Annotated in this window: 8 protein-coding genes and 1 pseudogene; 6 read left to right on the top strand and 3 right to left on the bottom strand. The window is 75.4% G+C overall.

Features of this window, described 5'->3' with window-relative positions; translation table 11 throughout:
• Window positions 1–10: 10 nt before the first annotated feature.
• The 6 genes from ACFYZR_RS28420 (at window position 11) to ACFYZR_RS28445 (ending at window position 6229) form a co-directional block, all read left to right on the top strand.
• A complete protein-coding gene (locus tag ACFYZR_RS28420) occupies window positions 11–643 on the top strand; it encodes an isochorismatase family protein (protein ID WP_391915187.1) in 633 nt (210 codons plus the stop codon).
• Window positions 644–648: 5 nt separating this feature from the next.
• Window positions 649–879 (top strand): phosphopantetheine-binding protein, encoded by a 231-nt coding sequence (locus tag ACFYZR_RS28425; protein WP_391915190.1) that lies wholly within the window; start codon window positions 649–651, stop codon window positions 877–879.
• Entirely contained in the window at window positions 876–3410 is a 2535-nt protein-coding gene (locus ACFYZR_RS28430; protein WP_391915193.1) for a condensation domain-containing protein, read from the top strand. Before ACFYZR_RS28425 ends, ACFYZR_RS28430 begins: the two co-directional genes overlap by 4 nt.
• On the top strand, window positions 3407–4090 hold the full coding sequence (locus tag ACFYZR_RS28435; protein WP_391915195.1) for a 4'-phosphopantetheinyl transferase family protein: 684 nt from the start codon (window positions 3407–3409) through the stop codon (window positions 4088–4090). Before ACFYZR_RS28430 ends, ACFYZR_RS28435 begins: the two co-directional genes overlap by 4 nt.
• Before the next feature lie 179 nt (window positions 4091–4269).
• Window positions 4270–4818 (top strand): GNAT family N-acetyltransferase, encoded by a 549-nt coding sequence (locus tag ACFYZR_RS28440; RefSeq protein ID WP_391915198.1) that lies wholly within the window; start codon window positions 4270–4272, stop codon window positions 4816–4818.
• A 139-nt stretch (window positions 4819–4957) separates the two neighbouring features.
• Window positions 4958–6229 carry an RCC1 domain-containing protein gene (locus tag ACFYZR_RS28445; protein ID WP_391915201.1) on the top strand — a complete coding sequence of 424 codons (1272 nt, stop codon included), beginning with the start codon at window positions 4958–4960 and terminating at the stop codon, window positions 6227–6229.
• A gap of 31 nt (window positions 6230–6260) precedes the next feature.
• On the opposite strand, the gene ACFYZR_RS28450 is transcribed toward ACFYZR_RS28445, so the two are convergent.
• From ACFYZR_RS28450 to ACFYZR_RS28460, 3 genes and pseudogenes are all read right to left on the bottom strand, one after another.
• Complete coding sequence (locus ACFYZR_RS28450; protein ID WP_391915204.1) at window positions 6261–7301, bottom strand: MBL fold metallo-hydrolase; 1041 nt, start codon at window positions 7299–7301, stop codon at window positions 6261–6263.
• Between the two features lie 72 nt (window positions 7302–7373).
• Window positions 7374–8573: a pyridoxal phosphate-dependent aminotransferase gene (locus ACFYZR_RS28455; protein WP_391915206.1), complete on the bottom strand. Its 1200-nt coding sequence runs from the start codon at window positions 8571–8573 to the stop codon at window positions 7374–7376.
• A gap of 17 nt (window positions 8574–8590) precedes the next feature.
• A pseudogene (locus ACFYZR_RS28460) lies at window positions 8591–9892 on the bottom strand (IS200/IS605 family accessory protein TnpB-related protein); the annotation flags it as partial.
• Window positions 9893–9983 lie beyond the last annotated feature (91 nt).

The raw sequence follows: 9983 nt of genomic DNA on the forward strand, positions 1-9983 counted from the left end.
CCCCGCCACCATGGCGCTCCCCGCCATCGCCCCCTACCCCATGCCCACCGCCGCGGACCTCCCCGCGAACAAGGTCGCCTGGACGGTCGACCCGAGCCGCGCCGTGCTGCTCGTCCACGACCTCCAGAACTACTTCCTCGACGCCTTCGAGACCGGCGCCTCGCCCGTCACCGAGCTGCTCGCCAACATCGCGCGGCTGAAGCGGGAGTGCGCCCGCCTCGGCGTCCCCGTCGTCTACTCCGCCCAGCCCGGCGGCCAGAGCCCCGCCGAGCGCGGCCTCCAGCAGGACTTCTGGGGCCCGGGCCTGCCCGACGACGAGTGCGCCAAGGCCATCGCCGACGCCGTCGCCCCCGACGCGGGCGACACCGTGCTCACCAAGTGGAAGTACAGCGCCTTCGTCCGCACCGACCTCGCCGAGCGGATGGCGCAGCAGGGCCGCGACCAGCTGATCGTCGTCGGCGTCTACGCCCACATCGGTGTCATGATGAGCGCGTGCGACGCCTGGATGCGCGACATCCAGCCCTTCCTCGTCGCCGACGCCGTCGCCGACTTCTCCGCCGGCGACCACGCCATGGCACTTCGCTGGGCGGCCGCCAAGTGCGCCGTCGTCACCACCACCGACCGCGTCTTCGAAGGACAGTGAGCACCGTGGCCCTGACCCTGGAACAGATCCGCGCCGACGTCGCCGACGTGCTGGGCGAGGACCCGGCCGACATCCCCGACGACGAGAACCTCGTGGACTACGGGCTCGACTCCGTCCGCATCATGACCCTCGTCGAACGCTGGCGGCGCGACCACGGCACCGAGGTCACCTTCGTCGACCTCGCGGAGAAGCCGGCCATCGAGGAGTGGGCACCCCTGCTGGGGGCCGGGGCATGACCGTCTCCGCACTCGAGCGGCCCGTCAGCGGCAGCGGCCCCGACCGGCGCCTCGCGCCGGAAGGGCTGCCGCTGACGGCCGCTCAGTCGGCCATGTGGCACGCGCAGTCCCTCGACCCGGGCAGCCCGGCGCTCAACACCGCCGAGTACCTGGACATCCACGGCGACGTGGACCCGGAGCTCTTCGCCGAGGCCCTGTACCGCGTCGCCCGCGAGGCGGACACCCTGGGCGTACGGATCGCCGACACGCCCGCCGGGCCCCGGCAGCTGCCCGTCGACGTCCCGCCGCCCGGCCACGGCTTCCCCCTGCACACCGCCGACCTCCGCGCCGAACGCGACCCCGTGGGCGCCGCCCACGCCTGGATGCGCGCCGACCTGGCCGTCCCCTTCGACCTCGCCCGCGGCCCCCTGTTCGCCCACGGCCTGCTGCGCGTCGGCGAACGGCGCTGGCTGTGGTCCCAGCGCGTCCACCACGCCGTCCTCGACGGCTACGGCCACTCCCTCCTCGCCCGCCGCACCGCCGACGTCTACACCGCCCTCGCCGCGGGCACGGACCCCGGCCCCGGCCCCTTCGGACGGCTCGCCGCGCTCGTCGAGGAGGACGCCGCCTACGGCGGCTCCGCCGCCCACGCCCGCGACCGCGAGCACTGGCTCCGCGACGCCGCCGACGCCCCCACCACCGTCCCCACCCTCGCCGGACGCACCGCGCCCCCCTCCAGGACCTCCCTGCGCAGCACCGCCCACCTGGGCACCGAGGAGACCGCCCGGCTGCGCGAACTCGCCGCGTCCGTCCGCGCCACCTGGCCCGACGTCCTCTTCGCCGCCCAGGCCCTCTACCTCTCCCGGGCCACCGGCAGCGAGCACGTCACCCTCGCACTGCCCATGATGGGCCGCATGGGATCCGTCGCCCTGCGCATCCCCGGCATGGTCATGAACGTCCTGCCGCTGCGCTTCACCGTCACCCCCGACACCACCTTCGCCGAGCTCGCCCACCAGGCCGACCTCGGCATCCGCGCCGCCCGCCGGCACCAGCGCCACCGCCCCGCCGAACCGGTCCGCGCGCCCCAGGTCAATGTGATGCCCTTCGACTACGGGCTCACCTTCGCCGGCGCCCCCTCCACCGCCCACAACCTCTCCGGCGGCCCCGTGGAGGACCTGACCGTCAGCGTCTACGACCGCGCCGACGGCACCGGCCTGCGCGTCGACCACGACGCCAACCCGGCGCTGTACGACGCCCGGGAACTCGCCGCCCACCAGCGCCGCTTCGTCGACCTCCTCGCCCGCCTCGCCGACGGCGACCCGCACCGGCCGCTCGCCGGGCTCGGCATCGCCACGGACGAGGAGCGCGCCCGGGTGCTGACGGAGTTCAACGACACGGCCGTCGCCCTGCCGCCGACCACCCTCATCGGCCCGGTCGAGGCCCGCGCCGCCCGTACGCCCGGCGCCCCCGCCCTCGTCCAGGGCGCCCTGACCCTGACGTACGGCGAGCTCAACGCCCGCGCCGGCCGGCTCGCCCGGCACCTCGCCGGCCTCGGCGTACGGCCCGGGACCCGGGCCGCCGTCGCGCTCGACGCCTCGGTCCGTGAGGCCGAGGCGGTGCTCGCCGTCCTCAAGGCGGGCGGCGCGCCGACCACCGCCGACGACCCCGCCGCCGAGTACGTCCTGACCGACTCGCGTCACGCGCCGCCCGGCACGGACGCGGTCCTCGTCGTCCTGGACGACCCCGAGGTGACGGCCGCCGTGGCCGCGCAGCCGCCCGTCGACCCGGGCCGTGCGCTCACCCCGCAGCACCCGGCCTGCTCCACCGGCGGAACCGTCGTCCCGCACGCCACGATCGACGGCCGGCTGCGCTGGCTGAGCGACCGGTGCGGGCTGACGGCCGGCGACCGCGTGCTGCGCCACGCCGAGGCCGGTTCGGAGGCCTCGCTGCTGGAACTGGTGTGGCCGCTGCGGGAAGGCGCCACCGTGGTCCTGCCCGAGGCGGGGGTGCCCCTCGCCCGTACGGTCCGCGAGCAGGGCGTCACGACGGTCCGCTGCGACGGCCCGCTCCTCGCGGACCTCACGGCGTGCGCCGGTCCGCTGCGACGGGTCGTGTGCGAGGGCGACGCGCCGTCCCGCGCGGCCGTCGACGCCTTCCAGCGGGCGCTCCCGGGCGTGGCGCTGCACCTGGTGTACGGGCGCGGGGAGACGGCGGGCGCCGCCCACCACCGCTGCGAGCCGGGCGGGTCCGGGCCCGTCCCCTTCGGGCGGCCCGCGTGGAACACCCGGCTGTACGTGCTCGACGCGGCCCTCCAGCCGTGCCCGCCCGGTGTCACCGGCGAGCTGTACGTGGCCGCCGGCCGGCCGGCTCACGGTCGCGGGGAACGCTTCGTCGGCGACCCCTTCGGCCCGCCCGGCGGCCGGATGTACCGCACGGGCGAAGCGGCCCGCTGGACGGCGGACGGCCACCTGGAGCGCCCCGCCACCACGACTCCGGCCTCGGCGGATGCCGCCGCCGAGGCCGGTCCGACCGCTCCCGCGAAGGCGCCGTGATCCGCCCCCGGGAGCTCGGCCGCGACCCGCTGCCCGGGCCCTGGCGCCCGGGCGGCGGGCCGGACGTCTGGCTGCTGAGGATCCCCGACGGCTCGTCATGGCCGCTCGACGGGCTCGACGAGGAGGAACGGGCCCGGGCGGCCGGGTTCCTGCGCCCGCTGCACCGCGAGCGGTTCGTCGCCTCGCACGTGGGGCTGCGCCGCCTCCTGGGGGCGTACCTGGGCCTCCCGCCGGAGCGGGTCGCCCTGACCCGGGAGCCGTGCCCCGGCTGCGGCGGCCCGCACGGCCGCCCGGCCGTCGCGGGCGCCTCGCCGGCACCGCACTTCAACCTGTCCCACGCCGGGGAGCTGGCCCTCTTCGCCTTCGCGGACACTCCGGTCGGGGCCGATGTGGAGGAGGAGCAGCCCGCGGCGGTCGTCGCCGACGTCTCCCGGATGCTCCACCCGGCGGAGACGGCCGAACTCGACGCCCTCCCGGAAGCGGAACGCCCCGCGGCGTTCGCCCGGTGCTGGACGCGCAAGGAGGCGTACCTCAAGGGCACGGGAACGGGGCTGGCGGAGAGCCCGGCGGTCACGTACGTGGGCACGGGTTCCCTGCCGGTGCCGCCGCCCGGGTGGACCCTGGCCGACGTCGATGCGGGCGCGGGCCACGCGGCGGCCATCGCGGTGGCGACGGCGTGACGAGGCCCTCCGCGCTGACGCGCGGTGTCCTCAATCGCCGGACGGGCTGAAATTCAGCCCGTCCGGCGATTGAGGACCGGGGGGCCGGGGGCGGAGCCCTCCTGGGGGCACCTCCCAGCGGTAGCCGGGGGAGGGAAGGGGCGGGACTGGGGGAACTCCCAACTGGGCAGCATCCGCACATGACCACCACCCTCCGCACGTCGACGCCCCGACTGACAACCCCCCGGCTGACACTGCGCCGTTGGCGCGAGGACGACGTCGAGCCCATGGCGGCCATCAACGCCGACCCGGAAGTGATGCGCTGGATCCGCGACGGCTCGGTCCTCGACCGGGCGGAGACCGCGGCCGGGATCGCCGCGTGGGAACGTGAGTGGGAGGAAGTCGGCGTGGGGCTGTTCGCCGTCGAGCACCGGGAGACCGGGCGGCTCGCCGGGTTCGTGGGGCTGTCGGTGCCCACGTTCCTGCCGGAGATCCTGCCGGCCGTGGAGATCGGCTGGCGGTTCGCGAGGGACTTCTGGGGACACGGGCTCGCCACGGAGGCGGCACGCGCCGCGCTGGACTTCGCGCTGCGCGACCGCGGCCTGGCCCGCCTGGTGAGCGTGCACGCCGTCGGCAACGACGCCTCCGTGGGCGTCATGCGCAAGCTCGGCATGCGCGTCGAGCGCCGGACCACCCATCCGGCCCACGGCGGGCCCCTGTGCGTGCACGTCCTGGAGGCGCGCTCCTAGCGCACCGGGGGCGGCCGTGTCACGCGTTCGGCCGCCCCGCACGTGCCCCGGCCCGGCGGAGCGGCCAGCGTGGACGGCGGCGGCACCCACACCGTCCGTCCCGTCCGCGCCGTCCCGCCCGCGCCCAAGGAGGCCCCTCTTGGCCGTCGACCCGCCCGTATCCGCCCACGCCGCAGGCCGGCTCCACGCGGCGGGGCTGGGCCTCCAGGGGCAGGTGCCGGGCATCCTCATGGCGGCCGAGGGCGAGCGGATCGGCGCGATCGCCGCCGGGGACTACCACAGCCTGGCGGTCACCGACGACGGCCGGCTGCTCGTCTCCGGGCTCGACGACTACGCCCAGGTGACCGGGATCTTCGCGGCGGCGCGCGGCGAACTGGTCGGCGCCGTGGCCGCGGGCGGCTTCCACAGCCTGGCGGTGACCCGCGACGGCCGGCTGCTGGCCGCCGGGAAGGACCAGAACGGCCAGGTCACCGGCGCCCGTGACGCGGCCCGGGGCAAGAAGGTCACCGCCGTGGACGGCGGTGCCGTCCACAGCCTCGCCGTGACCGAGGACGGCGAGCTGCTGGCCGCCGGGCACGACGGCGACGGACAGGTGTCCGGCGTCCTCACGGCGGCCCGGGGCCACCGGGTCACCGCCGTGGCCGCGGGCGACTTCCACAGCCTCGCGGTGACCGAGGACGGCCGGATCCTGGCCGCCGGCCGGGACGACGACCGGCAGGTCTCCGGGATCCTGGCGGCCGCGGACGGCCGGAAGGTCGTCGCCGTGTCCGCCGCCGCCCTGCAGAGCCTGGCCGTCACCGACGACGGCCTGCTGCTCGCCGCCGGCCGGGACGGCCACCACCAGGTGTCGGGCATCCTGCGCCTCGCCCAGGGCCGCAGGATCGCGGCCGCCGCCGCCGGCCATCTGCACAGCCTGGCGCTGACCCGGGACGGCGAGCTGCTCGGCGCGGGCAAGGACGGCGACGGGCAGGTGTCGGGGATCCTGGAGGCCGTCGGGCACGACCACACCGTGCGGATCGCCGCGGGCGGCTACCACAGCCTCGCCGTCGTCGCCCCCGACGGGCCCCGCGGCCGGGTGATCCGGGCGGAGTTCCACGCCGCCGACACCGTGGGACGGGACGTGACCCTGTGGCTCCTGCGCCGCGAGGACAACCTCGACGTGGCCCTGACGTCACATCAGCCCGCCCAGGACTTCGGCATCCGGGAGGGCGTGCCCGTGACGCTGGAGATCCGGCGGGGCGGGGACGAGGTCCTGGGCGACGGCACCGTCTTCTTCAGCTACGACGAGACCACCCGTACCGTCGGCGTCGACACCCGGGCCAGCCGCTTCCCCTCCCGTCTGGCCTGCACCGGGCACGGCGCCAACCACTTCACCTTCACCTTCGCCTCCACCGGGGAAGGGACCGGGTGAACGTAAGGGACCGGGTGAACGACCCGCCCCGTCACGTCAGCCCCGTGACGCTCCGGTCCCACCCGGCGAGCATCCGCGAGGCCCCCACCGGCAGGTCCCACAGGTCCTCCCGGGGCCGGCCCGTCTCCTCCCACGCCGCCCGCACCCGCCGCAGCGGCTCCAGCGGCGGCTCGGCGGACAGCAGGAACGTCGCCCAGTGCATCGGCGCCAGCACCCGCGCCCCCAGGTCCGCGCAGGCGCGCACCGCCTCCTCCGGGTCGGTGTGCACCGGGCCCAGCATCCAGCGCGGGTCGTAGGCGCCGATGGGCAGCAGCGCGACATCGATGTCCGGATAGCGCTCGCCGATCCGCGCGAACCAGAAGCCGTAACCCGTGTCACCGGCGAAGTACACCCGGCGGCCGTCCGGCGCGGTCAGCACCCAGCCGCCCCACAGCGACCGGCAGGTGTCGGTGAGGGTGCGTTTGCTCCAGTGGTGGGCCGGCACGAAGTCGAAGCGCACCGGGCCCGCCGGGCCGGGCAGCTCGACCGCCTCCCACCAGTCGAGTTCGGTGACCCGGGTGAACCGGCGGCGGCGCGCCCAGCCCGCCAGGCCCGCCGGCAGCAGCAGATGGGTGTCGCGGGGGAGCCGCTTGAGGGTGCGCGCGTCGAGGTGGTCGTAGTGGTTGTGGCTGATGACGACGGCGTCGATGCCCGGCAGGGCCTCCCAGGGCACCCCCACCGGCGTCACCCGGGGCGGGGTGCCGAGGATCCGCCGGGACCAGACCGGGTCGGTCAGCACCGTGAGCCCGCCGACGCGCACCACCCAGCTGGCGTGCCCGGCCCAGGTGACGGCGAGCGCGGTGGCGTCGGCGGCCGGCAGCGGACCGGGCTCGACCGGCAGCAGGGGGACCTCGCGCAGCGCCTCGGCGCCCGGCCGCAGCCGGCCCTCACGGGCCAGCCGGGCCATGGCGCGCACTCCGGGCAGCGGCGCGGTGAGACGGTCGGCGAACGACCGGGGCCAGGAACGGATCTCGCCGAGAGGACGCGGCTCCGCGAGGGGGCGCTCGGTCTGTTCGGTCATCTGGGGCTCCATTCGTGGGGAACCGGAACCTGGCGGTACGGGCGCGGGGCCCGCGCCGTCGTACGCCCACCGACTGACGGTAGATCAGTCGGCGGCGAGTTCACTGAACGCCGATCCAAAAGTGGACAACGCCTCCACGACATCCGGGTCCGCCAGCGGATCCCGGGCGCCCAGCGCGCGGCGCCGCCGGTCGTCGTCGGCCCCGAGGAACGGGGGAGTGGAGATCCGCACCCGCAGCGCGTCCGGGGCGTCGCCGAACCGGTGGCCGCCGGGCACCGGACGGCCGAGCGTCGCGCTCAGCCGGTCCTCCAGCTCCACGGAGTCGGTGATGCCCCGGGCGGCGAGGGGCTCCCTCAGCTCGCCCAGGTCCGCGTAGAGGTGGGGGCCCGTCTGCGGGGGCCGGCAGAGCACCCCGGCGGCGTCGAGCCGCTCCCGCGCCGCCTCGCCCAGCAGCCCGTACAGCCGCGCCATGGCGGCGGACCGGGCCCGTACGGGCTCCGGTTCGGTCAGCGCCCAGCCCACGGCCGCCGCGACCGGCGGCGGCAGTTCGGCCCGTACCGCCGTCAGCAGCGAGACGGCACGGGCGTACAGGGCCGGGCCCGGTCCGCCGGCCGGGAAACGGGCGATCGCCGCCGGCCAGCCGGCGGGGGCGAGCGGTCCCGCGAGGTCGGTGAGGACGACGACCCGGTCCGGGTACATCTCGGCGGGCCCCACGAACACGGTCCCGTGCGGGTCGTGGAGGGTGTCGCGCCACGTCTCGTCGCTGACGACCGTCAGCTCCTCGGCCGCCGCCGCCTCGCACACCTCGTGGAGGATCTCCGGCGGGGCGACCGTACCGGTGGTGTCGTCGGCCACCGACAGCACCAGGAAACGCGGCCGCCCGCCCTCGGCACGGATCCTGCGCACGGTCTCCAACAGCGCGTACGGGTCGGGCACGCCACCGCACTCGGCCGGCACCGGCACGTGGTACGCCAGCCGCCCGGCGAGCCGCGCCAGCGGGCTGTACGAGGCCGAGCACGGCCGGGTCAGCAGCACCTCGCCGCCCGCCGACGCGAACAGGGCCAGCAGCAACGGCTGGGCGCCCGGCGCCGCGAGGACCCGCCCGGGCTCGGTCGCGAGGCCCCGCCGCGCCCAGTAGCCGCAGGCGGCCTCCCGCAGCGCCCGTCCGCCGCCGACCGGTTCGGGATCGGCCAGCCCGGCCGCCCCCGCCAGCCGCTCGGCGAGTTCCGGAAGCACGGGCAGCCCGCGCTCCGGCGGCGGGAGGGCGGGCGGTACCTGCTGCATCCTCACACCTTCGCAGATCACCGGGTGCGCGGCGGCCCGACACGGGCGGCGGAGTGAACAAACCGTTCCTGAAGACTGAGCGGGAGTGAGTCCTGTTGCCAGAACCCGTGCTCAGCCGCGTGCCCCGAACGGTGTTGGGCACACTGGTCCCCCGCTTTCGCTCTCACACCCGGCGCAACGGGTCGTGTCCGTTGTCCGGGGACGGAGGGGCGGGTTTCCTCACGCCCCGAGGCTTCCGGTCGGGCCTGGACGGTCCGATGCCCCGCATGATCGCTCTGGTCGTGCGGGGGCGGTGCCGTCCGTCGCCGGATCGGGTGCCCCAGGGCGCGTCTGCCGATCGCCACGGCTGCCGCGTCGTGGCGGGTGGTCTTCCTGGTGTTGCTGGTGAGGGGCTTCTGCCAGTGCTGGGCGCCCCACACCGAGGTGTAGGCGGGGTCCACGGCGACGATCGTCAAGCCGAGTTCGGCGGCCATGCTGACGAGCCGGGCGCGCAGCTTGCTCACGGGCATGCCGGAGATCAGCTTGCGGAACCGCTTGCGACGGCCGTGTTTTTCCCTGGTCTTCTCCCCGCTGAAGTCCAGGTCTTCGATGCCGATGGCGAGTTGGTGCCGGGCTGCCCAGTGCAGGAGTCGGATGAGAGCGTGCCGGACCTGTGCGTCACGGTGACTGGCGGTGCCGGACAGGTCGAAGAAGAATCTTCGGGGTTCACCGCACGGGTTGCCGTGCTGGTCGAGCCGCCAGGCGGCCAGGTGGTCGGCGTTGGTGTCCACGCCGATCAGCCCTTTGGCGCGGGCCTGCGCCAGCGGAACGGTCTTAACCGGTGGGATGGACCAGGAGGCGGTCAGGTATCAGCGTCCGCGTTGCACGTCTTCGTGGACACGGTAGGCGACTGCCCGGTTGCCGGTGACGCGGTCGGCCCATTCGTCGCCCCGGTGGTGGAACACCACGGTGCCAGTGAGGACGTACCGGCCACGTGGGGCATTGGCCAGATGCGCCAGCGGGGCGGGCAGCTTGATGCTGGCCTTTCCATCAGGGGTGACGCGGATGGTCTCGTTCCCGAACAGCTTCCCCGACTCGCCGTCCGCCTGGAGAAACCGGCGCCCGGCCTCCCAACGCTCACGCCATTGGGCCTCGGTCAGGTTCGCGGCTGTGAGATGGTGCCGGGTGCCAAGCAGGCGTTCACCGCCACGTACTACCCGGACGCGCCCGGCCTGACGGTCGGCCCGCTCAGCAGTCAGCCGGTCCTTGAGCAATTGCAGGCGGCGGGACTTGGCGAACCACTCCTGCTTCGTGCGATATCCACCCGGCGCCCGCTTACTGAGTCTTTCGTTAGTTCTGTGGGTGCAGAGGCTGTAACAGTGCGAGGATGCTGGTGTGCCTTCTGAGCCTCAGTCTGTTGTTGTCGCAGCG

It is taken from the genome of Streptomyces sp. NPDC001678, from assembly GCF_042892945.1.
In the GTDB taxonomy this organism is placed as follows: Bacteria; Actinomycetota; Actinomycetes; order Streptomycetales; family Streptomycetaceae; genus Streptomyces.